The 21,469-nt window shown below is 57.3% G+C and carries 17 protein-coding genes; 11 read left to right on the top strand and 6 right to left on the bottom strand.

Annotation, left to right across the window (positions count from 1 at the left end; all coding sequences use genetic code 11):
• Positions 1–117: 117 nt before the first annotated feature.
• The 3 genes from BBA90_RS11915 to BBA90_RS11905 all read right to left on the bottom strand — a co-directional run bounded on the left by BBA90_RS11915 (position 118) and on the right by BBA90_RS11905 (position 4,768).
• Positions 118–1,641: a carboxylesterase/lipase family protein gene (locus BBA90_RS11915; RefSeq protein ID WP_065649325.1), complete on the bottom strand. Its 1,524-nt coding sequence runs from the start codon at positions 1,639–1,641 to the stop codon at positions 118–120.
• A gap of 360 nt (positions 1,642–2,001) precedes the next feature.
• Positions 2,002–3,345 (bottom strand): 2-oxoadipate dioxygenase/decarboxylase HglS, encoded by a 1,344-nt coding sequence (hglS, locus tag BBA90_RS11910; protein ID WP_065649324.1) that lies wholly within the window; start codon positions 3,343–3,345, stop codon positions 2,002–2,004.
• Between the two features lie 88 nt (positions 3,346–3,433).
• On the bottom strand, positions 3,434–4,768 hold the full coding sequence (locus BBA90_RS11905; protein ID WP_065649323.1) for an MFS transporter: 1,335 nt from the start codon (positions 4,766–4,768) through the stop codon (positions 3,434–3,436).
• Between the two features lie 320 nt (positions 4,769–5,088).
• Between BBA90_RS11905 and BBA90_RS11900 the strand changes: the two genes are divergently transcribed.
• A complete protein-coding gene (locus BBA90_RS11900; protein ID WP_065649322.1) occupies positions 5,089–6,009 on the top strand; it encodes a LysR substrate-binding domain-containing protein in 921 nt (306 codons plus the stop codon).
• Here the strand turns inward: BBA90_RS11900 and smrA are convergent.
• On the bottom strand, positions 6,006–6,569 hold the full coding sequence (gene smrA / locus BBA90_RS11895; RefSeq protein WP_065649321.1) for a DNA endonuclease SmrA: 564 nt from the start codon (positions 6,567–6,569) through the stop codon (positions 6,006–6,008). The genes BBA90_RS11900 and smrA overlap by 4 nt on opposite strands.
• Positions 6,570–6,820: 251 nt before the next feature.
• Between smrA and BBA90_RS11890 the strand changes: the two genes are divergently transcribed.
• The 4 genes from BBA90_RS11890 (at position 6,821) to BBA90_RS11875 (ending at position 11,495) form a co-directional block, all read left to right on the top strand.
• Positions 6,821–7,573 carry an FNR family transcription factor gene (locus BBA90_RS11890; protein WP_065649320.1) on the top strand — a complete coding sequence of 251 codons (753 nt, stop codon included), beginning with the start codon at positions 6,821–6,823 and terminating at the stop codon, positions 7,571–7,573.
• A 118-nt stretch (positions 7,574–7,691) separates the two neighbouring features.
• Positions 7,692–8,648 carry a universal stress protein UspE gene (gene uspE / locus BBA90_RS11885; protein WP_065649319.1) on the top strand — a complete coding sequence of 319 codons (957 nt, stop codon included), beginning with the start codon at positions 7,692–7,694 and terminating at the stop codon, positions 8,646–8,648.
• Positions 8,649–8,941: 293 nt separating this feature from the next.
• Entirely contained in the window at positions 8,942–9,898 is a 957-nt protein-coding gene (gene ydgH / locus BBA90_RS11880) for a DUF1471 family protein YdgH (RefSeq protein ID WP_065649318.1), read from the top strand.
• Between the two features lie 205 nt (positions 9,899–10,103).
• On the top strand, positions 10,104–11,495 hold the full coding sequence (locus tag BBA90_RS11875; RefSeq protein WP_065649317.1) for a basic amino acid/polyamine antiporter: 1,392 nt from the start codon (positions 10,104–10,106) through the stop codon (positions 11,493–11,495).
• On the opposite strand, the gene BBA90_RS11870 is transcribed toward BBA90_RS11875, so the two are convergent.
• A complete protein-coding gene (locus BBA90_RS11870; protein WP_065649316.1) occupies positions 11,496–11,909 on the bottom strand; it encodes a hypothetical protein in 414 nt (137 codons plus the stop codon). It lies immediately after the preceding gene.
• A 176-nt stretch (positions 11,910–12,085) separates the two neighbouring features.
• On the opposite strand from BBA90_RS11870, the gene rstA reads away from it, so the two are divergent.
• The 5 genes from rstA to BBA90_RS11845 all read left to right on the top strand — a co-directional run bounded on the left by rstA (position 12,086) and on the right by BBA90_RS11845 (position 17,282).
• On the top strand, positions 12,086–12,808 hold the full coding sequence (rstA, locus tag BBA90_RS11865; protein ID WP_065649315.1) for a two-component system response regulator RstA: 723 nt from the start codon (positions 12,086–12,088) through the stop codon (positions 12,806–12,808).
• Positions 12,808–14,118: a two-component system sensor histidine kinase RstB gene (rstB, locus tag BBA90_RS11860; RefSeq protein ID WP_065650468.1), complete on the top strand. Its 1,311-nt coding sequence runs from the start codon at positions 12,808–12,810 to the stop codon at positions 14,116–14,118. The genes rstA and rstB overlap by 1 nt, the downstream gene beginning before the upstream one ends.
• A 12-nt stretch (positions 14,119–14,130) precedes the next feature.
• On the top strand, positions 14,131–15,615 hold the full coding sequence (locus tag BBA90_RS11855) for a carboxypeptidase M32 (protein ID WP_065649314.1): 1,485 nt from the start codon (positions 14,131–14,133) through the stop codon (positions 15,613–15,615).
• Between the two features lie 158 nt (positions 15,616–15,773).
• Positions 15,774–16,208 carry an acid resistance repetitive basic protein Asr gene (gene asr / locus BBA90_RS11850; RefSeq protein WP_065649313.1) on the top strand — a complete coding sequence of 145 codons (435 nt, stop codon included), beginning with the start codon at positions 15,774–15,776 and terminating at the stop codon, positions 16,206–16,208.
• 267 nt (positions 16,209–16,475) lie between these two features.
• On the top strand, positions 16,476–17,282 hold the full coding sequence (locus BBA90_RS11845) for a trypsin-like serine peptidase (RefSeq protein ID WP_065649312.1): 807 nt from the start codon (positions 16,476–16,478) through the stop codon (positions 17,280–17,282).
• Between the two features lie 41 nt (positions 17,283–17,323).
• Here BBA90_RS11845 and hrpA read toward each other — a convergent pair whose 3' ends face one another.
• On the bottom strand, positions 17,324–21,220 hold the full coding sequence (hrpA, locus tag BBA90_RS11840) for an ATP-dependent RNA helicase HrpA (RefSeq protein WP_065649311.1): 3,897 nt from the start codon (positions 21,218–21,220) through the stop codon (positions 17,324–17,326).
• Between hrpA and BBA90_RS19170 the strand changes: the two genes are divergently transcribed.
• On the top strand, positions 21,207–21,455 hold the full coding sequence (locus BBA90_RS19170) for a hypothetical protein (protein ID WP_139074194.1): 249 nt from the start codon (positions 21,207–21,209) through the stop codon (positions 21,453–21,455). The two genes, hrpA and BBA90_RS19170, sit on opposite strands and share 14 nt — an antisense overlap.
• Positions 21,456–21,469 lie beyond the last annotated feature (14 nt).

The raw sequence follows: 21,469 nt of genomic DNA, 5'->3' as shown, positions 1-21,469 counted from the left end.
TCGGGCATATCGGGGTTATCGGCAGCAGGCAGGGAAAATGTAACCGTTTTGTAAATTAAACCAGCGTCAGCGTCCCGGGCGAAAACAGCGCACTGACAGGCCAGTTTGAAGGGAGGCTCACAAGCGTACGTGGCTGCGCATCATCAGCCGGAACAGGCGCAGACGGCGGCGCATAAAGCGTGTTTTTAACACCGTGACCGCACGGCCCTGCTCGCCAAACGCGAGCGTGACATCTTCACCCTCACGCCAGACGGGCCACTCAGTTGCATTACGACCGCGCAGGCAATAGCTGAATTCAGTGGCATCTCTGGCAAACGCCAGCCAGTACGCGCTCACCTCTGCAGCCAGGGTTTTGTCAGCGGCGGTGTAAGGACGATTGCCGGTCGGGAGCAGCGTCTCCAGCGTGTTGAATACATAGGGAATTTCGTTACCATGCCAGGCACCGTGCGGATAAAGATCGCGCGCATTTTCAGAAACATAATCGAACCAGTAGCGCCAGACAGGCATGCCCTTACCGGACTGCGACTGCGCCACCAGCAGCGGCATAACCGTAAAGGCCATATCGCGCGCCACCGCGCGTCCCAGTAGCGCATCATCATGAATGTCGTATAACCATTTCAGCAGGCGATAGGTGAAGCGGTTCTTTTTGCGCATCTGCCGCAGCACGCCGCGCGCGTCTACGCCAAAGTAGTCGAGCACGCTGGCTTCATCGCTGTTGCTGCCAATCATCAGCGGCACACGATGCTGCCGGCCGGCGATAAAGGTGTCGAGCATCGGCATTGGCAGCACGGCATCCCCGCTGATCGCAACCGGCCCGGGCGCCAGCGGCTGCGTCAGCGACCAGAATGCATCGCCAGGCAGCGCGCGCAGCTGTTCTGCCGTTGCCTCCGGTGGCAGTCCGAAATGGGCTGCCACCTCTGTTCCCTTTTGCCTCGCCTGCTGCTGCGTCAGGTCAGGCAGGCTGTAGCTGCTCTGAACGATGCCTTTGTGAAACAGCCCTTCTGCCAGCGGTGAGCAGCAGAGAGAGAGCACGCTGCGTGCACCGGATGATTCGCCAAACAGCGTGATATTGTGGCGGTTGCCGCCAAAAGCAGGAATATTGCGCTGGATCCACTGCAGCGCGGCAATCTGATCAAGCAGCGCAAAGTTGTTAACCGTTGCGCCCGCGGCATACTGCGCATCCAGCGCCGGATGTGAGAAAAAGCCAAGATGGCCCAGCCGGTAGTTAAGGGTGACCACTACTACGCCCTGCGCAGCCAGCGCGCTGCCCTGATAGGGATCCAGGCTGCCAGCGCCGAGCGTAAAACCGCCTCCGTGCAGCCAGACCATCACCGGCAGCGGTGCGCCAGGCGCCGGGTCAGGGGTCCAGATATTAAGATATAAGCAATCTTCACTGAATGTACCCGGATCGCCGCCGCCAACACCTATGCAGTATTCGCGGCTCTGCCAGCTGGCGGCGCCCCATGCGGTGGCGTCGCGCACGTTTTGCCAGGGGGTTACCGGCTGAGGCGGCCGCCACCGTAGCGCGCCTGTTGGCGGTGCTGCATAAGGTATCCCTTTGAAAACATAGATATCATTATCCATCAGGCCGCGAAGTTCGCCTTCTGCTGTCTTGATCCTCAGACGCGGTTCATTTTTCATGTCGGGTTCCCTGATAAAGCATCCCTCATTATTTGCAGCGACCTGATAAATGTCTATGTTCTTAATGCATTTGCAGATTATGCCGAAACATGACCCGGATCACTGAATGAGATCATCAAATATTTTGGCTTACTCTCCGCAGGTTATCTGGTCTATTGTGACAGCTGAATCTGGCAGGTCAGATGAGTTACTTTCTGAACTGACAGGTTTGATGGAGTACCGTGCTTACATCGGGGAAAAAGCGTAACCATTTTGAAGGGTGTCGCTAAGCAGAAGCGTGTCCGCATATGCGCCTGCAATAATGATAAAAAAAATCGCCGGCTGCTGAAATCATCGCTGATTTCGCTGACCGGCTCTCTGTCAGCCCTCATTAATTCCGCAGCGTGTCAGACTGCGCTGCTGCATCTGCGCATAGAGCGCCATCTCATCCTGCACGGCCGCACCCAGCGCCGCCTCAAACTCTGCCTGACTGGCGTGACCCGCTTCGCGCGTTGTTACCGCATTGCCAAGATTAGACTGGAAGATGCCCGCCGCGCTTACCGGCAGAAAATCTTCATATACGATAGGTTCTGCCTGCAGCCGGCCAGCCTGCAGCAGGGCTGACACGCTTTCTCCGGCACGCGGGGGCTGCTGTTCACCGCGCTCCGTCAGGCGATAGCGGAACCAGGCGAGCTGCTGCTCGCGCAGCGTTTCTTCATCATCGGGGAAATCCCGAAACAGTTCACCAAGACGCTGCTGATGCTGCACATTATCGCTGCCGGAGCCAGCAGCAGCCAGCAGCCGATCATACAGTGCCCGTCCGGCCGGAGTCAGCGCCGCGCCGCGCTGCTCAATCTCGCCAAAACGCGCCGTGTGTGTGCCAGGCGTACCGTCACTGAAATGCACCGCCTCTTCCAGCGCCCTGAAGCTGGTTTGCCGCAGCAGTATCGGCACCCGGCGCAGCGGCGGGCCTTCTATCAGGATTTTTGGCTCAATGCCGCGCGCTGGCATCAGCGCCTGTACGCGATCGATATCCAGCGTACGCGGCGTCAGATGATTAATATGGCAGCCGCGGAAGCAGACAACATCGGCGATCAGCCGGTGCTGCTGGCTCAGAGCATGATAGGTTTTGCTGTCAACCGTGGTATGCGCATGCCAGCGGAACGTTTCCAGCGCCTCGCTGACGAAGGCCGCAGCATCTCCGGCATTCAGGCCACCCTGCTCCTGATGACGCTGAATGAGCCTGCGGCAGCCGGGCGTGAAGATGTCACGCGCCCCGAGTATCGCCATCGCGCGGGCGTGCAGCGCCGGATCGTCAATCAGCTCAGGGCGCAGCAGCGAGGTGAAAACACGAAACGGATTACGCCGCAGCGCCGCCTCACTGACGGGCCGGAAAGCGGTGGAGTGAACCGGTACGCCCGCCTGCGAGAGATCGTAGTAGCCTACCGGCTCCATGCCCATTACCGCAAACATCTGCCGCAGCATGGATAATTCGGCGGCCGTTCCGACCCGGATAGCGCCATGACGCTCAACGCTCAGCCGCGCCAGCTCATCCGCTGCCGCCAGCCGATCCTTCAGCGCGGGATTCGCTTCCAGCGTGCGTTCATTGACCGCGCTGACCAGCTGCGTCAGCACGCCATACTGCGGCACTTCCTGCTGATACATGGCCGACATGGCCTGTGAAAATAGCGTACGGATCGCGTCAGAGCTGAGAAAATTTTCCATAACAGGGGTCCTGAGCCGGAACAGTGCTGTTACTCTAAATCAAGGCACGCAGCGCAGGTAAAATTTTCCCTGAAGTGTGATCGCCCTGTCACTCCGCGCCGGGTTTCGGGTCAGCAACGCGGTATTTGAGCACCAGCATCAGGGTTGTCAGCGCGGCCGGTATCGCCAGCAGCAGGAAAATCTGGCTGAATGCCCAGCCCAGCGCGAGCAACTCTGCGCCGGCAAACGCGCTGAGAATCGCACCAATACGGCCAACGCCATGCATCCAGCTTGAGCCGGTTGCGCGGGCATGCGTGGGATAGAAGTGTGCAGAGAGCGCGTTCATTCCGGTATTGGCGCCGTTAAAGCAGAAACCGCTACAGAACGCGATGGCGCTCATTAATCCAACCTGGGCCGGAGAGAAGCCCAGTGCAACAATCGCAATGCCACCGCAGAAGTAGATCGCCGCCAGCGCGAGACTGGCGTTCATGCGGTCCATCAGCCAGCCGGCAAACAGCGAGCCCAGCGTGCCGCCGGCCTGATACATGGCGGTGACAATTGCGGCCTCAGTCAACGACATCCCCAGCGTGTTAATCAGCGACGGCAGCCAGCTGCCAATGAGGTAGACCAGAAACAGCCCCATAAAGTAGCCGCCCCAGAGCATCAAGCTGCCAAAAAGATAAGAGTCTGATACTACTGTGGCTATCGCGCCACGCCGCACAGTAATCCCCTCACTGGCGTGATAGTGGCTGCCTGGCGCCACCTCTCCGGGCAGCATGCGGTCAACGATCGCGTGTATACGTGCCGCCGGCGCGCGCTGATGAATCAGAAAGCGCACCGATTCCGGCAGGCCGCACATCAGCCAGGGCAGCACCAGCAGCGGCAGAACACCGCCCATCAGTAATACCGCGTGCCAGCTATAACGCGGCAGCAGCCAGGACGCCGCGAATCCTCCCGCCGCTGCGCCAAAGGTGAAACCGCAAAATACCACAGTAATGATAAACGATCGGCGACGTTCGGGTGCATATTCCGCCACCAGCGTCCCGACGTTAGGCATGGCGGCACCAAGTCCCAGCCCGGTGAGGAAGCGAAACAGCATCATCTGCTCTGCGTTCTGCGCCAGTGCGGTGGCCAATGTCCAGAGTCCAAAAAAGAGCACGCTTAGCAGGATCATGATGCGTCGCCCGTAGCGATCGGCCAGCGGCCCGGCCACCATCGCTCCCAGTGCCAGACCAATCAACGCGGCGCTGATCACCATGCCCAGCTGATGATTCGTTACGCCCCAGCTGGCTTTTAGCGCTGGCGCAATGAATCCCATCAGCGCAATATCCATACCGTCCAGCGCAACAATGACAAAACAGAGCGCGATAAGCCGTTTCTGCCAGCGGCTCAGCGCATGACGGTTGATTAACTGGCGGACATCTACGGCTTCGGCGCTGGTCACGGTATAACTCCTGCTGTTCAGCAAAAAGGTCATCAATTTTGGTAAAAAAAATGGCGAATATGATAGCCCATCGTTAACCCTGCTTCGCACAATTTTTTTACATCTAACAAGATCCGTCCAGAGGCAGAACAATTTAACCCTCTGATAAGAAATGCTTTTGCAGAGGGCGATCTCTATTCTGAGGGTGGCAGAGCGTAAAAACAACAGCTCAGGACAGGGCGCCGATGAAAAGACTTTTGTTAAATTCATTTTGCAATTAAGTTAACAGAACGCATTTTTGCTGGTTGCTCTCGCCAGCCCTTACGGATTACGTTGACCACATGGATAAAAATATGGTTTTCAGCCAGCGCATTCGTCTGCGCCACCTGCACGCTTTTGTGGCTGTCGCGCAACAGGGAACGCTGGGGCGCGCTGCAGAGACGCTCAGCCTGAGCCAGCCGGCACTCTCCAAAACGCTGAATGAGCTTGAGGAACTGGCAGGTACGCGCCTGCTGGATCGCGGACGTTCAGGTGCGCAGCTGACCACGGCGGGCGAACAGTTTCTGGTTTATGCAGTTAAAGTGCTGGATGCGCTGAACCATGCTGCACAGAGCTTTAATGCACCGGCACCGGGACGGCCGGTTATTATCCGGCTGGGCGCGCTCACCACGGCGGCAATGGGCATGCTACCGCAGATCCTGGACCGCTTTCATGAGCAGCAGCCAAACACCACTGTGCAGGTGGCTACGCTGCACAACAACGTGCTGCTGGCCGGGCTGCGCGCCGGTGAATTTGATGTCGGCATTGGCCGCATGGCAAGCAGTGAGATGATGGCGGGTTTAAGCTATGAGCTGCTGTTTCTGGAGTCGCTGAAGCTGGTGGTCAGGCCGGAGCACCCGCTGTTAAGTGACAACGTCACCCTATCCCGCGCCATGCAGTGGCCGGTGGTTATCTCGCCGGAAGGCACGGCACCACGGCGTATCGCTCAGCACATGCTGGATGAGCAGAGCTGCAGTTTACCTCCGGACTGCGTTGAAACCTCTTCGACCTCCCTTGCCCGCCAGCTGGCCCTGCGCTACGACTATGTCTGGTTTGTCCCTTCTGGTGCGGTAAAGGAAGATCTTGAACATCACGCCCTGCAGGCACTGCCGCTCGTCTCACCCGGCCCCGGTGAACCGGTGGGTATTATCACCCGCAGTGGCTATCCGCTCAGCCTCAGTGCCGAGGTGCTGATTGCCACTATCCGCAAATTTCACCATTAGCGGCTGCGCTTGGCGTGCCGCTCGCGGTTGTCGAGTCGCGCCTGCTCCGTTTTGCGCAAACTGACGTAAAGTGCGCCCGCACCGCCGTGCTGCGGCTGTGCGGTACAGAAGCTCTGCACGTCGTCAAACTGCTGCAGCCAGCGCGCCAGATAGCTGCGCACAATGTTGGCATGCGACTCATCATTACGTCCTTTACCATGAATAATCAGCAGATTACGTAATCCCTGTCTGTGTGCTTCCTGCATAAAACTAAACAGTGACTGGCGGCAGGTCTCCACCGGCTGACGCAGCAGGTTCAGGCTGGCCTCCAGCGGATATTTGCCCAGGCGCACTTTATCCAGTACGCCCTGCTGAATACCTTCTGCCCGGTATTCCAGCGGCGATGTGAGCGGAACGATCTCCAGAAAACCGCGCGTGAGAAAGTTATCTGCACTTTCCGGCGGCACAGCCCGTGGCGCTTTCGTTGAAGGTGCGCGCAGCCATTGCGTATTGGCGCAATCTTTCAGGGGCGTGACATCACCCATGGCATCGCGGAACAGGTCTTCATCATCAAGGCTCATCATGTTTTCCCATACCCGATTAAGCATATGCGCGCGGCATACTGATAAAACTGAAGAATAGCAAAGGTTGCCGTGCAGGGTAAAAGGTCTGAACAGCAGACATCAGGTGCAATTGCGTCGCGCGGGTAAAATCAGGCAGGCGAATACCCAGTTTTTGTAAGGTTTTTGTGCCAGATCCAGCCTGCGCGCATTCACAGCAGGAAGAAAAATGGTAAAATTGATGACAGTCAATAATCATCGAGCGTACAGATATGATCCAGGATAAACGCAGCATTCGACGTATTCAGTCTGGCGGATGTGCGATCCACTGTCAGGATTGCAGCATCAGCCAGTTGTGTATTCCTTTCACACTGAATGAGCATGAGCTTGATCAGCTGGATAACATCATCGAACGTAAAAAGCCGATTCAGAAAGGCCAGATGTTATTCAAGGCGGGCGACGAGCTGAAGTCGCTGTATGCCATACGCTCCGGCACTATCAAGAGTTATACCATTACGGAACAGGGTGACGAGCAGATCACCGGCTTTCATCTGGCGGGCGATCTGGTGGGATTTGATGCCATCGTCAGCGCCCGTCATCCGGGCTTTGCGCAGGCGCTGGAAACCGCCATGGTCTGTGAAATCCCTTTTGAGACGCTGGACGATCTGTCAGGTAAAATGCCGGCCCTGCGTCAGCAAATGATGCGCCTGATGAGCGGTGAGATCAAAGGTGACCAGGATATGATCATGCTCCTCTCCAGGAAAAATGCTGAAGAGCGTCTGGCCGCCTTTATCTGGAATCTCTCGCGGCGCTTTGGACAGCGTGGCTTTTCACAGCGCGAGTTCCGGCTGACCATGACGCGTGGTGATATTGGTAACTATCTGGGACTGACGGTTGAAACCATCAGTCGTCTGCTGGGTCGTTTTCAAAAAAGCGGCATGCTGGCCGTTAAAGGCAAATATATCACTATTGAGGATCACGCCCTGCTCTCTGAGCTGGCGGGTCAGGCCGCTCAACCCGCCTGAGGCATTGCCGGGTCAGTAATTGTTATTTTATTGATCCGGCTACACCTTTTCCGCTTCTGCGCGCCCGGAACTTAGGCTATCTTTATTCCAAATGGCTTTGGTTTAAGGAGAGTGCGCTATGTCCCGTTACCAACATGTTCTGGTCGCGATCGATCCCCAGCAGGATGATCAGCCGGCGCTGCGGCGTGCGGTTTATCTGAATCAACGCATTGGCGGAAAAATCAAAGCTTTTCTGCCTATCTATGATTTCTCCTATGAAATGACCACCCTGCTTTCGCCCGATGAGCGCACAAATATGCGTAAAGGGGTAATCAGCCAGCGCACCGAATGGATCCGTGAGCAGGCTCAGGCCTATCTGGATGCGGGTGTGGATATTGAAATTAAAGTGGTCTGGCATAACCGCCCTTTTGAAGCAATTATTCAGGAAGTACTGGCGCACAATCACGATCTGGTGCTGAAAATGGCCCATCAGCATGACCGGCTGGAGTCGGTTATTTTTACCCCCACTGACTGGCATTTACTGCGTAAATGTCCCTGCCCGGTATGGATGGTAAAAGATCAGCCGTGGCCGGAAGGCGCTAAAGCGGTAGTCGCGGTAAACCTCGCCAGCGAAGAGCCGCATCACGATGAGCTGAATCAGAAACTGATCCGCGAAACAGTGCGTCTGGCGGAGATGGTGAATCATACCGAAGTCCATCTTGTTGGTGCCTACCCGGTTACGCCAATTAATATCGCGATTGAGCTGCCCGACTTTGATCCCAGCGTCTATAACGACGCTATCCGCGGTCAGCATCTGGTGGCGATGAAGGCGCTGCGACAGAAGTTCTCTATCGGGGAAGAGTTCACTCACGTCGCTAAGGGCCTGCCGGAAGAGGTGATCCCCGATATCGCTTCACAGCTGGATGCCGGTATTGTTGTGCTCGGTACGATTGGCCGAACCGGCCTCTCGGCGGCCTTTCTTGGCAATACGGCTGAGCAGGTTATCGACCATCTGCGCTGTGATTTGCTGGCGATCAAGCCGGATGATTTCAGATCGCCGGTCGACCGCGATGATGAGGAAGATGAAGAGGATTAACAGTAACGGGCGCTGCGGCGCCCCTGCATTATGACGACCGCCCTGCTACACCAACATTCTAAACAGACCAGCGCGTAGCCTGAGCGGGACACGCGCTAAACTGCATCACAGACGCGTCCGCGATTTTCATCAAAAATATTGCCGGTAAAAGAGACATGCATCCATACGGCATTCACGCTAAATTGGCTGAGACAGGCTGATTATTACATGCAATAATCAGCGGCTAATCTGTTATACATCAAGAGTCCAGCACGTTTTCGTACTCATTTTGCGTAAGGCGAAGGATCATTTTTATGAAGCTGAAGAACACCATTCTGGCGTCTACTCTGTTATCGCTGCTGGCAGCTAACGCGTTTGCTGCCAAAGAGCTGACGCCGGAACAAGCGGCCGGCCTGAAACCATTCGAACGTATTAATATCAACGGCCGTTTCAACGCAATCGGTGACGCCACCAGCGCAGTCTCGAAAGCGGCAGATGAGAAAGGCGCTGACTCGTTTTACGTTCAGGGCATCAATGACACCAACGGTAACGGCGGCAACTGGCGCGTTACCGCTGATTTATACAAAGCTGACGCCGTTAAAGCGTCGACTGAAACGCAGTATCGCGTGATCAATGGCGTTAAAGAGCTGCCAAAAGCGGAAGCCTACCGTCTTGAACCGTTCGACACCGTTTCAGTCAGTGGTTTCTTCTCCAGCCAGCCGGCGGTCAATGATGCTATCTCCAGAGCCGCACAGAAAAAAGGCGCTGCCTCATTCTTTATTGTGCGTCAGGTCGATGCCAATAACGGCGGTAATCAGTACGTAACGGCTTATGTCTACAAAGCCGATGCCAAAGCGCGCATTGTGCAGGATACGTCAAACTCCATTCCGGCCGATTCCGAAGCCGGAAAAGCCGCGCTGGCTGCGGGTGGCGCCGCCGCGTCGCGCGTCGCGCTGCCGGGCGTTGCCTCATCTGATACGCCGAGTACGAACGTGGGTCGCTTCTTTGAAACGCAGAGCTCAACCGGCAAGCGCTATACGGTGAAGCAGTCTGACGGCCGCAGCGTGCAGGAAGTCAATGCGATTACCGCTGCGCAGATGCAGCCGTTTGATACCATCACCTTCTCCGATCACTTCGGCACGCCTGTTGAGATTTCAGAGGCCGTAGGCAAGCGCGCTATTGCGAAAGGCGCGAAGTACTACCACATTACGCGCCAGTGGCAGAACCAGAGCGGTGGCAATCTTACCGTTACCGCCGATCTGTTTAAATAATGTCGCAGCAGGGCAGCCTGGCTGCCCTGCTGTTTGCATAGTTCCTGCGCAAATCTGCATACTCTTGCATTGCCATCCCCCGCTGCTCCTCGTAAAATCGGCCGCCTGTTTTCAGGGGATTCCGTTTTAATCGGCACATAATAGTGCACTACACTTCTACGGAACGTTCACGACCCAGCATACTCTGCTGTTCAGGAATGGCATTTTGGATAAAAAATTAGGTCTTAGCGCGCTGACGGCTCTGGTGCTCAGTTCCATGCTTGGCGCGGGCGTATTCAGCCTGCCGCAGAATATGGCGGCGGTCGCGGGTCCGGCGGCGCTGCTTATTGGCTGGCTCATCACCGGTGTGGGTATTATTTTTCTCTCGCTGGCGATGCTGCTGCTGACGCGACTCAGACCGGATCTCGACGGCGGTATCTTTACCTATGCCCGCGCCGGATTTGGTGAGCTGACGGGATTCTGTTCGGCGTGGGGCTACTGGCTCTGCGCGGTGATCGCCAACGTCTCCTATCTGGTGATTGTGTTCTCCGCCCTGAGCTTTTTCACCGACACGCCGCAGCACGTGGTGTTTGGCGACGGTAACACCTGGCAGGCGATGCTGGGCGCTTCGGTGCTGCTCTGGCTGGTGCACTGGCTGGTGCTGCGCGGCGTACAGACCGCCGCGAGCATTAATATGCTGGCGACGCTCGGCAAGCTGGTGCCGCTGCTGCTGTTTGTGGTGCTGGCGCTGCTGGCCTTTAACTATGACCGGTTCAGGTTTGATTTCAGCGGTGCTGAACTGGGTCAGCCGCTGTGGCAGCAGATTAAACAGACCATGCTTATCACGCTTTGGGTATTTATCGGCGTTGAGGGTGCCGTTGTGGTATCGGCGCGCGCGCGCAATAAACAGGATGTGGGACGCGCTACGCTGCTGGCGGTGCTGGCTGCGCTACTGGTGTATCTGCTGGTCACGCTGCTCTCGCTGGGCGTGATCCCGCGCGCTGAACTGGCGCAGCTGCGCAACCCGTCGATGGCCGGTCTGATGACGCATCTGCTGGGAAACTGGGGGGATGCGGTGATAGCCGCCGGTCTGATCGTCTCGGTCTGCGGCGCCTATCTCAGCTGGACGATCATGGCGGCCGAAGTGCCGTTTATCGCCGCTCAGCAGGGGGCCTTCCCGCGCAGTCTTGCCCGGCAGAACCGCCACAATTCACCGGCAGCGTCGCTGTGGCTGACTAACGGCAGCGTACAGGTTTGTCTTATCGCCATCGCGTTTACCGGTGCCGATTACAACACCCTGCTGACTATCGCCTCAGAGATGATTCTGGTGCCTTATCTGCTAGTAGGACTCTACCTGATGAAGGTGGTGCGGGGTCAGCAGAAGCCGCTGGCGATGAGCATCGGGCTGGGTGCCACACTGTATGGCCTCTGGCTGCTGTATGCCTCAGGCCCGCTGCATCTGCTGCTCTCAGTGGTGCTTTACGCACCGGGGCTGCTGCTGTTTCTCTACGCCCGACGGGGCGGACGCGGTGATAAACCGCTGCTGCAGCTGGAACGCATTGCTATTGTGCTGTTGATGGCGGCATCGCTGCCCGCGCTGTGGCAGCTCACGCAGTAATTAATGCGCGAGTGCCGGAATGGAGACGCACAGCAGATCGTTTTGCTGTGTAAGATTTAACGGTTTGCTGTATTCATGGTGAATACCATCAAGCTGTTCAGCAGAGAGCGGATAAGGCAGCTGGATATCAAACCGGCTGATATGCTGCTGTTCCGCCAGCGTGATGAGTCGGGCAATGTTGATCTCATCGCTGACCTGCGTTGAAATGATTTGCAACGCTAATTCTTTCAGGTGATCGTCGCTGGCCTGTAAACTGTGCGCTGACTTACGGGTCACCATGCCAAAGATAGGCATGACACCGTAAATGGCGTCAACAAAGCTCCAGCGTTTTTTGCAGGAAGCGGAGAGAAAATCACTGTAATTGAAGCAGATGCGATCACTGTATCCGGCTGAAGCCAGCTCTTTATCAGACACCCTCGCACTCCTCCTGTTTTTCAATGCGGTTCCGAACCTTGCGCCTTAACGCGCCGCTAATAATGGCACATTTCACGGTGTATATACCAGTAAGACAGGGATATTTCGTGCGGTAGCGTAGTGCTCAGGACCAGGAAAAGCTATGCTGCTGCCATTCTTTTTCAGCACACTTACCTATGAACAAAATTGTCTATGTTGAAGATGAGCCGGAAGTCGGCGAGCTGATCGCTGCCTATCTGGGTCGCCATGATATTGACGTGGTTGTCGAAACGCGCGGCGATCGCGCTGAGGCAACGATTCTTGACGTCCAGCCGGATTTGGTCCTGCTGGATATCATGCTGCCGGGTAAAGATGGCATGACGCTCTGTCGCGATCTGCGGGCGCACTGGAGCGGGCCCGTTGTCCTGCTGACCTCGCTCGACAGCGATATGAACCACATTCTCGCGCTTGAGATGGGCGCGAATGACTATATTCTCAAAACCACGCCCCCTGCCGTGCTGCTGGCGCGTCTGCGTCTGCATCTGCGGCAGGCGGTGGTCAACAAGCCGGAAAGCACGCCGGCACAGCAGCAGTCGCAGAAGGTACTGCGGTTTGGGTCGCTGACCATCGATGCGCTGAACCGTCAGGTGCTGCTGTTTGATGAGAATATTACGCTTTCAACCGCAGATTTCGATCTGCTGTGGCAGCTGGCCAGCCACGCCGGGGAGATCCTCGATCGCGACGCGCTGCTGATGACGCTGCGCGGCGTCAGCTATGACGGCATGGATCGCAGTATTGATGTGGCTATCTCACGGCTGCGTAAAAAGCTGCATGACAGCGCAACCGAGCCGTTTCGTATCAAAACCATTCGCAATAAAGGCTATCTGTTTGCGCCTCAGGCATGGGATACCCGCAGCTGATGAGAAAGCTCTTTATCCAGTTTTACCTGCTGCTGTTTGTCTGCTTTCTGGTGATGACCCTGCTGGTAGGCCTGGTGTATAAGTTTACCGCCGAGCGGGCTGGCCGGCAGTCGATGAACGACCTGATGGCCAGCTCGCTGTTTCTGATGCGCAGCGAGCTGCGCGAGATCCCGCCGCGCGACTGGAACAAAACGATCCGCAGTCTCGATCTCGATCTCTCCTTTGATCTGAATATCGAGCCTATGAGTAAGTACCAGCTTGATGAGCGCGATATGAAGCGGCTGCGCGCCGGAGAAATTGTCGCGCTCGACGACCAATACACCTTTCTGCAGCATATTCCCCGCAGCCATTACGTGCTCTCCGTCGGGCCGATCCCTTACCTGTTTTATCTGCATCAGATGCGGCTGCTGGATATTGCGCTGGTGGCGTTTATCGGGATGTCGCTGGCGCTGCCGGTATTTATCTGGTTACGCCCGCACTGGCAGGAGATGCAGCGGCTGGAGAAAGCCGCAGAGCGCTTTGGTCGCGGCGAGCTGGATGTGCGCACGCATTTTGAAAGCACCTCCAGCCTTCACAGTCTCGGCGTCGCGTTTAACCAGATGGCAGAGAACATTAATACGCTGGTGGCCAGTAAAAAACAGCTGATTGATGGCATTGCCCACGAGCTGCGCACGCCGCTGGTACGCCTGCGCTACCGGCTGGAGATGAGCGAAAATCTGACGGACGCGGAGTCCGCTGCGCTGAATCGCGACGTGGGTCAGCTGGAAAGCCTGATCGAAGAGCTGCTGACCTATGCCCGGCTTGACCGCCCGCGGGTCGATCTGCATCTGCAGTCGTTCGACCTGGCGCAGTGGCTGCGGCTCTATATTGCTGATGTGCAGAGTATGCAACCGCACACGCAGATCGCGCTGGATATTCCGCAGCTGCAAAATACCGGCAGCGCCGACATGCGGTTGATGGAGCGGGTGCTGGATAATCTGGTCAATAATGCGTTGCGCTACGCCAGCGAGCGGCTGCGCGTCAGCCTCTGGTTCGACGGCACGACCGGCATTCTGCAGGTAGAGGATGATGGTCCCGGCATTCCGGCCGACGAGCGCCAGCGGGTGTTTGAGCCGTTTGTCCGTCTCGATCCCAGCCGCGACCGCGCCACCGGCGGCTGTGGCCTCGGACTGGCTATCGTTCACTCCATCGCCCAGGCGCTGCAGGGGCAGGTGGTGATTGAGAGCTCGCCGCTGGGCGGCGCCAGCGTTCGCTTTTGCTGGCCGGTTGATTTACCCTTGCGGGAGACACCCCCCCGCTTACCCGCTTAAGGAGATCTGGCTGTGACATCAGCTTATCAGGAACTTACCCGCACGTTTCAGCGCCTTTCCCGTTTTGGTCATCTCGGTGCGATCGCCGGGGTTGATATGCAGACCACCATGCCGCCCGGCGGCAGTCAGGCGCGCGGCGAAGCGCTGGCTGAACTCAGCGTCTTTATGCATGAGCTGCTGACCGCGCCGGCGCTGGAAGGACTTTTCTCAGCGGCTGAGCAGGAGTCACTCAACGACGTTGAGCAGGCGAACGTGGCTGAGATGCAGCGTGCATGGCGTCAGGCCACGCTGCTTCCCGCCGCGCTGGTCGAAGCCAAATCGCTGGCAGGCTCCCGCTGCGAGCATGCGTGGCGATCGCAGCGCCCCGCGAATGACTGGCAGGGCTTCAGTACTAATCTTAAAGAGGTTGTCCGGCTGAGCCGGGAAGAGGCGCAGCTGCGCGCTGCAGCGGCTGGTACGTCGCGCTATGACGCGCTCCTGGATCTGTATGAACCGGGCATGACCAGCACCCGGCTTGACGCCACGTTTGGCGCACTGAAAAGCTGGCTGCCGGATTTACTGCAGCGGGCGGTAGCGAAGCAGGCGCAGCCGCCGCTTCAGCCGCTGGGACCGTTTGCCGTTGAGTCGCAGAAGCAGCTGGGCCTGAGCGTTATGAAGCTGCTCGGCTTCGATTTCAATCATGGCCGGCTGGATGTCAGCGCTCACCCTTTCTGCGGCGGCGTGCCTGACGACGTACGTATCACCACGCGCTACAACGAAAGCGAGTTTCTCAGCGCCATGATGGGCGTGATCCATGAAACCGGGCACGCGCGCTACGAGCAGAATCTGCCGCAGCAGTGGCGCGGTCAGCCGGTCGCCCTGGCGCGCTCCACCGCCATTCATGAGTCACAGAGTCTGTTTATGGAGATGCAGCTGGGCCGCAGCCGCGCCTTTCTGCAGCATATCCAGCCGCAGGTGATCGCCCTGATGGGAGAGCAGCCTGCGCTGGAGACGCATAACTTTATTCGCCTGGCGCAACGCGTCAAACCCGGCTTTATCCGCGTTGATGCCGATGAACTGAGCTATCCGGCGCACGTTATTCTGCGTTACGAGATTGAACGGGCACTGATTGAGGGTGAGATTGAGGTCGAGGATATTCCGGCGCTGTGGGATGAAAAAATGCAGCAGTCGCTGGGTATTGATACCCGTGGTAACTATCGCGATGGCTGTATGCAGGATATCCACTGGACAGACGGCGCGTTCGGCTATTTCCCGACTTACACGCTGGGCGCGATGTATGCGGCACAGCTTTATCAGGCAGTGAAGCGTGCAATTCCGCAGCTGGAGACGCTGATCCTGAACGGCGAACTGCAGCCGGTATTTGACTGGCTGCAACAGAATATCTGGCAGCATGGCAGTCGCTTCCCGACGGAACAGCTGCTGCGTAATGCCACCGGTGAAGCGCTGAATCCGGACTATTTCCGTCAGCACCTGGAGCAGCGTTACCTCGCCGATTAACCCGCAGGCGGCCTTACACCGGCCGCCGTTTTCCCGCACTGTACAATCCGTTACACGCCGATACCAATCCCTCACGGAAATCGAAATCGCTTTTTCATATAGTGTTTTCACCGGCCCCGCAGTGGGCTACATATGAAAAATAGTCCGAGGATTAAGCGATGAAAAAATTATGTGCACTGGTAATCGCCGCTGCTATGGGTCTCTCTTCTGCTGCTTTTGCTGCTGAGACAACCGCTGCTCCGGCGGCAACTGCCACCACCAGCTCCACTACCGCTGCGCCAGCTAAACATAAAATGGTGCATCACAAACATAAAGCTGCTGCGCAGAAAGCCCAGGCTGCGAAAAAGCATCATAAAAAAGCAACCAAGCCTGCTGAACAGAAAGCGCAGGCCGCTAAAAAGCACCACAAGAAATCAACTCAGCCCGCTGCACAGAAAGCGCAGGCGGCCAAAAAGCACCACGTAAAATCCGCTAAACCTGCTGCACAGAAAGCGCAGGCGGCTAAAAAGCACCACATGAAGTCAGCTAAACCTGCTGCGCAGAAAGCGCAGGCGGCTAAAAAGCATCATAAAATGAAAAAATCAGCGAAATAAGTTCGCGCCAACACCACGTTGTTTAAAACACCCGGTTATGCCGGGTGTTTATTTACTGGAGTAGCGAAAAATGGTGCGTCGCTATCGCTTCGAAATTATTCTCTTTGTGATGATTCTCTGTGGCATTGTCGCAGCCAGTTTTTTTATTTAATGGCTGTAGCGCGCTGATTACTCCAATATTTCTCCCTTTTTCACCACTCACCGACTATAGTTATCGCCTAAGCGTGATAACAAAAACTCCCTTTTATTCTCCCTGTCGAGAGAACTATGCGCCTGGCCATTCTGTTATTTATTGGTATTTTCAGCTTTACCCTTACGGCACACGCTGATGATGAAGACGGGCTGAGTCCCGAAGAGATCAAGACGCTGTTTTTTGGTAAAGACCACCGCCAGGCCATCAGCGACGTGGTCGCTGCCCCGTGGGATGCCATTGGTCAGCTGGAGACAGAAAGCGGCAACCTCTGCACCGCCACGCTGATCTCTGCCCATCTGGCGCTGACCGCCGGCCACTGTCTGCTGACACCGCCAGGCCGGTTCGACAAACCGGTTGCGCTGCGCTTTATGGCGGGTGAAAAAGGCTGGCGTTACGAGATCCACGATATTGATGCCCGGGTTGAGCCATCGCTGGCGCGTCGCCTGCAGGCTGATGGTGAGGGCTGGATTGTTCCGTCTGCTGCCGCGCCTTACGATTATGGTCTGGTGATCCTGCACAACCCCCCTTCAGGGATTGTGCCGATCCCGCTGTTTGATGGCTCACGCAGCGATCTTACCGCTGCGCTCAAAGAGAGCGGCCGCAAAGTCACCCAGGCGGGTTATCCGGCCGATCATCTCGACTCGCTCTATTCCCACAGCGACTGTGCCGTCACCGGCTGGGCGCAGCGCGCGGTGCTGTCGCACCAGTGTGATACGCTGCCTGGCGACAGCGGCTCACCGCTGCTGCTGAAAAAAGATGACGGCTGGCAGCTGATCGCCGTGCAGAGTTCGGCACCGGCGCCGGCCGATCGCTATCGCGCTGATAACCGGGCTATTGCCGTGACCTCATTTAAAGATAAGCTTGAAGAGCTGGCCGAGTAAGCAGGCGCGCAGCAATGCGCCCCTGCTGACCGCCTGATTAACTAGCTTAGCTGCTCCATTGCCTGCAGCACCCGCTTATCCGAAACCGGATACGGGGTACCCAGCTGCTGGGCAAAGTAGCTGATGCGCAGCTCTTCAATCATCCAGCGGATCGCCACTACATCAGCATCATCCCGGCGCTGCGGCGGCAGCTTGCTGCGCCAGACGTTCCACGCCTGTTCCACCGCCTGTACTTTCAGCATGCGGGCGCGATCGCTGTGCGGATCGGCGGGCAGCTTCTCCAGACGGCGCTCAATTCCCTGCAGGTAGCGCAACGTATCACCCAGCCGATCGTAGCCATTGCCGGTAACAAATCCGCGATAGACCAGACCGCTCATCTGCTGTTTGATATCTGCGAGCGCCAGCGCCAGCGTCATATCCACGCGGCCTTTCAGAAACTTGTTAATATTGAACACGCAGGTCAGGATCTGCTCAACCTGCTGCGCAATCGTCACCACGGTGTCGTTCAGCTCTGCCCGCACTTTATCGCGCAGCTGCTCAAAATTCTGCTGCTGCCAGGCGGGACCCCCCGCCTCCGCCATGAGTTTATCTACCCCGCAGGCGATACAGTCGTCTATCAGCTCCAGCACTTTGCCGTAAGGATTAAAATAGAGCCCGAGCTTGGCTTTGTTAGGCAGTTTTTCATGCAGATATTTAACCGGTGACGGAATGTTCAGCAGCAGCAGGCGACGCTGGCCGCGCCACATCATCTTCTGCTGCTCCTCTTCACTGTCAAACAGGCGGATCGCCACGCTCTCTTTTTCATCCACCAGCGCCGGCCAGGCTTTAACCTGATAACTGCCGCGCTTCTGCTCATAACTCTGCGGCAGATCGCCAAAACTCCAGATGTGCAGGCCGCTCTGCTCCAGACCATCATCAGCAACCTTCGACAGCGTCTCCTGCACTTTGCCTTTGAGCGCCTGTTTCAGCTGATGCAGATCTTTCCCTTCCTGCAGCTTGCGGTTGTGCTCATCCACAATGCGGAACGTCATTTTAAGGTGATCGGGCACCTGATCCCACTGCCAGGCATCGCGCTCTATCGTCACGCCTGACATGCGCCGGAACTCACGCTCCAGCGCGTCCAGCAGCGGCTGCGCCAGCGGCTGGACGCGACCGAGAAATGCTTCGGCGTAATTGGGCGCCGGCACAAAATTACGGCGCAGCGGTTTAGGCAGCGATTTAATCAGCGCGATGATCAGTTCACGCCGCACGCCGGGGATCTGCCACTCAAACCCCGCTTCCTCCACCTGATTCAGCAGCGGCAGCGGGATATGCACAGTCACGCCATCCGCATCGGTACCGGGCTCAAACTGATAGGTGAGCCGCAGCTTCAGGTTGCCCTGCTGCCAGACATTGGGGTAGTCGAGCTGGCTGACTTTATCTGCCCCCTCTTTGATCAGCATCTGCTTGTCAAAGTTAAGCAGATCCGGATTCTCTTTACTGGCCTGCTTCCACCAGCTGTCAAAGTGACGGGCTGAGACCACCTCTTTGCCCAGACGGCGATCGTAAAACGCAAACAGCGTTTCGTCATCAACCAGAATGTCACGGCGCCGTGATTTATGCTCCAGGTCTTCCACTTCACTGCGCAGCTTCAGGTTGGTGCGGAAAAAGGCGTGGCGCGTCTGCCAGTCGCCCTCAACCAGCGCATGGCGAATAAACAGCTCGCGGCTCAGCTGCGGATCGATACGGCTGTAATTCACTTTACGCGCCTGAACAATCGGCAGCCCGTAGAGCGTCACCTTTTCCGTAGCCATCACCGCGCCCTGCGCTTTCTCCCAGTGCGGTTCGCTGTAGCTCCGCTTAATAAGATGCTGAGCGAGCGGCTCAATCCACTCCGGATCGATGCGTGCCGCCACCCGGCCCCACAGGCGGCTGGTTTCCACCAGTTCCGCTACCACGGTCCATTTCGGCGGCTTTTTAAACAGGCCGGAGCCAGGGAAAATGGCAAAGCGGGCGTTGCGCGCGCCGGTAAACTCCTGCTTCTCTGCATCTTTCTGTCCGATATGCGACAGCAGACCGGTGAGCAGCGCACAGTGCACTTCACGATAAGGTGCCGGCTCGCTGTTAACGGGCATACCCTGTTCACGCACGACCTGACGCAGCTGCGTGTAGATATCCTGCCATTCGCGCACGCGCAGATAGTTGAGATAGTCGCTCTTACACTGACGACGGAACTGGTTGCCCGACAGCGCTTTCTGCTGCTCCTGGATGTAATTCCAGAGGTTTACAAAGGCGAGGAAGTCAGACTCTTTATCTGCAAAGCGGCGATGCTTCTCATCAGACGCCTGCTGTTTCTCAACCGGACGCTCACGCGGATCCTGAATGGAGAGCGCCGCTGCGATAATCATCACCTCGCGCACGCAGCCAAATCGCTGCGCCTCCAGCACCATCCGTGCCAGACGCGGATCTACCGGCAGCTGCGCCAGCGTGCGTCCGGAAGGCGTCAGCCTGTAGTGCTCATTTTCATCGAGGGTGATAGCGCCCAGCTCTTCCAGCAGCCGCACGCCGTCCTGAATGTTCCGCTTATCAGGCGCTTCCACAAACGGGAACGCCGCAATATCGCCCAGTCCCAGGGCGGTCATCTGCAGGATCACCGACGCGAGATTGGTGCGCAGGATCTCCGGATCGGTAAAGGCGGGCCGGCTGAGGAAATCATCCTCGGAATAGAGCCGGATACAGATCCCTTCCGACACGCGGCCGCAGCGCCCTTTACGCTGGTTTGCCGAAGCCTGCGAAACCGGCTCAATCGGCAGGCGCTGTACCTTGGTGCGATAGCTGTAGCGGCTGATTCGCGCGGTACCGGGATCGATGACATATTTAATGCCGGGCACGGTGAGCGAAGTCTCTGCTACGTTGGTCGCCAGGACAATGCGCCGTCCGCTGTGGGACTGAAACACGCGATTCTGTTCCGCATTGGAGAGACGTGCATAGAGCGGCAGGATCTCAGTATGCGGTAAATCGCGCTTCATCAGCGCATCGGCCGTGTCGCGGATCTCACGCTCACCGCTCATGAAGATCAATATATCGCCGCGGCTCTCCTGCCCCAGCTCATCCACGGCGTCAAAAATAGCCTGCAGCTGATCGCGATCGCTCTCATCTGCCTCTTCCGCGATGGGCCGATAGCGCACCTCCACCGGGTAAGTTCGCCCTGAGACTTCGATGACCGGCGCGTTGTTAAAGTGACGCGAAAAGCGCTGCGGATCGATGGTGGCAGACGTGATGATCACTTTGAGATCGGGGCGACGCGGCAGCAGCTCGCGCAGATAGCCCAGCAGAAAATCGATGTTGAGGCTGCGCTCATGCGCCTCATCAATAATGATGGTATCGTACTGCAGCAGCAGCCGATCCTGCTGGATCTCCGCCAGCAGAATACCGTCGGTCATCAGTTTGACCTGCGTGCTGTCGCTGACCTGATCGGTAAAACGGACTTTATAGCCGATGGTGCTTCCCGGCGAGGTCTCCAGCTCTTCCGCGATACGGTTCGCCACGGTGCGCGCCGCCAGACGACGCGGCTGCGTATGCCCGATAAGGCCTTTTACGCCGCGTCCCAGCGCCAGGCAGATTTTCGGCAGCTGTGTGGTTTTGCCCGATCCGGTTTCACCGGCAACAATCACGACCTGGTGATCGCGAATAGCGTCTGAAATTGCCTGCTGCTTCTGGCTGACCGGCAGATTCTCAGGAAAGGTAATGCGCGGTGTGCCGGCCACGCGCCGGGCGATGCGCTGTTCAGCCGCGCTGAATTCGTCCGCCAGCTCAGCGGCAATGGCCTGCTGTGCGGCGCTGTTTTTCACCTTTGCCGCCCCCTGCAGACGTCGCTGCAGGCGCTGGCGATCGCGCAGCGTCAGCGCATCAAGCCGGGCCCAGAGTGGAGCTAAAGGTGATTCAATGGAAGATGACATAAAGATGGATTACCTGTTAGTGCAGCACGGCGCAAACACGCGCGGCGCCGGGAGGCTTTCCCGGCAGATTCAATCAATTACCGGACGCCATAATAGCATATTCTCAGCCTGCTGGCTGAGCCGCCACGGCAGGCTTATTCAATTAATTCGAACATCGGCCTCGAATTATTACGCTTTTACGCTGCCGGTGAACGCCGTAGAGTATGACGCATTGAGCGGGAAGCCCGCTGCATAACCCACAGGAACCTA

The sequence above is a fragment of the Pantoea eucrina genome (assembly GCF_001691555.1).
Lineage (GTDB): Bacteria > Pseudomonadota > Gammaproteobacteria > Enterobacterales > Enterobacteriaceae > Pantoea > Pantoea borealis.
The sequence above is the reverse complement of the archived record's forward strand: the minus strand, read 5'-3'. Positions and strand labels throughout refer to the sequence as shown.

What these genes read in the sequence shown, in the direction of transcription:
- asr (WP_065649313.1), top strand. Translation starts at nt 15,774, where the DNA reads ATGAAAAAATTATGTGCACTGGTAATCGCCGCTGCTATGGGTCTCTCT.
- ydgH (WP_065649318.1), top strand. Translation starts at nt 8,942, where the DNA reads ATGAAGCTGAAGAACACCATTCTGGCGTCTACTCTGTTATCGCTGCTG.
- BBA90_RS11900 (WP_065649322.1), top strand. Translation starts at nt 5,089, where the DNA reads ATGGATAAAAATATGGTTTTCAGCCAGCGCATTCGTCTGCGCCACCTG.
- uspE (WP_065649319.1), top strand. Translation starts at nt 7,692, where the DNA reads ATGTCCCGTTACCAACATGTTCTGGTCGCGATCGATCCCCAGCAGGAT.
- hrpA (WP_065649311.1), bottom strand. Translation starts at nt 21,220, where the DNA reads ATGTCATCTTCCATTGAATCACCTTTAGCTCCACTCTGGGCCCGGCTT.
- rstB (WP_065650468.1), top strand. Translation starts at nt 12,808, where the DNA reads ATGAGAAAGCTCTTTATCCAGTTTTACCTGCTGCTGTTTGTCTGCTTT.
- smrA (WP_065649321.1), bottom strand. Translation starts at nt 6,569, where the DNA reads ATGAGCCTTGATGATGAAGACCTGTTCCGCGATGCCATGGGTGATGTC.
- BBA90_RS19170 (WP_139074194.1), top strand. Translation starts at nt 21,207, where the DNA reads ATGGAAGATGACATAAAGATGGATTACCTGTTAGTGCAGCACGGCGCA.
- hglS (WP_065649324.1), bottom strand. Translation starts at nt 3,345, where the DNA reads ATGGAAAATTTTCTCAGCTCTGACGCGATCCGTACGCTATTTTCACAG.
- BBA90_RS11845 (WP_065649312.1), top strand. Translation starts at nt 16,476, where the DNA reads ATGCGCCTGGCCATTCTGTTATTTATTGGTATTTTCAGCTTTACCCTT.
- rstA (WP_065649315.1), top strand. Translation starts at nt 12,086, where the DNA reads ATGAACAAAATTGTCTATGTTGAAGATGAGCCGGAAGTCGGCGAGCTG.
- BBA90_RS11890 (WP_065649320.1), top strand. Translation starts at nt 6,821, where the DNA reads ATGATCCAGGATAAACGCAGCATTCGACGTATTCAGTCTGGCGGATGT.
- BBA90_RS11915 (WP_065649325.1), bottom strand. Translation starts at nt 1,641, where the DNA reads ATGAAAAATGAACCGCGTCTGAGGATCAAGACAGCAGAAGGCGAACTT.